Raw genomic sequence first — 309 nt, forward strand, 5'->3', positions numbered from 1 at the left:
CACTGCACCTTGAGCAATCAACTTAGCTTTAAATTCCGGGGTCATTTTAGCCTTCTCTTCCTGATCAAAGTTTTCTAGAATCTTCCGAACCGAGCCTGGAATCTTAGCCCCGTAGTCAAATTTTTTGGTTTTCTCTAACAGAATACAAGTAAGCAAGCCAAAAAACAGAACCGGCATTGTAATCGGTGCCATTTGCAAGAAAAACTCTACGAAGTCCCAACCCAGTTTTTCAGAAATTAGTAGATTCTGAGGCTCACCCACCTGTGTACAGACACCACCCAAGGCAGTCCCTACAGCACCATGCATCAT

1 pseudogene is annotated in these 309 nt (G+C 43.7%); it reads right to left on the minus strand.

The window, feature by feature from the left end:
- Positions 1-309, minus strand: a pseudogene (gene nhaB / locus A3729_RS10190) (sodium/proton antiporter); the annotation flags it as partial.

The organism is Oleiphilus sp. HI0043, from assembly GCF_001634935.1.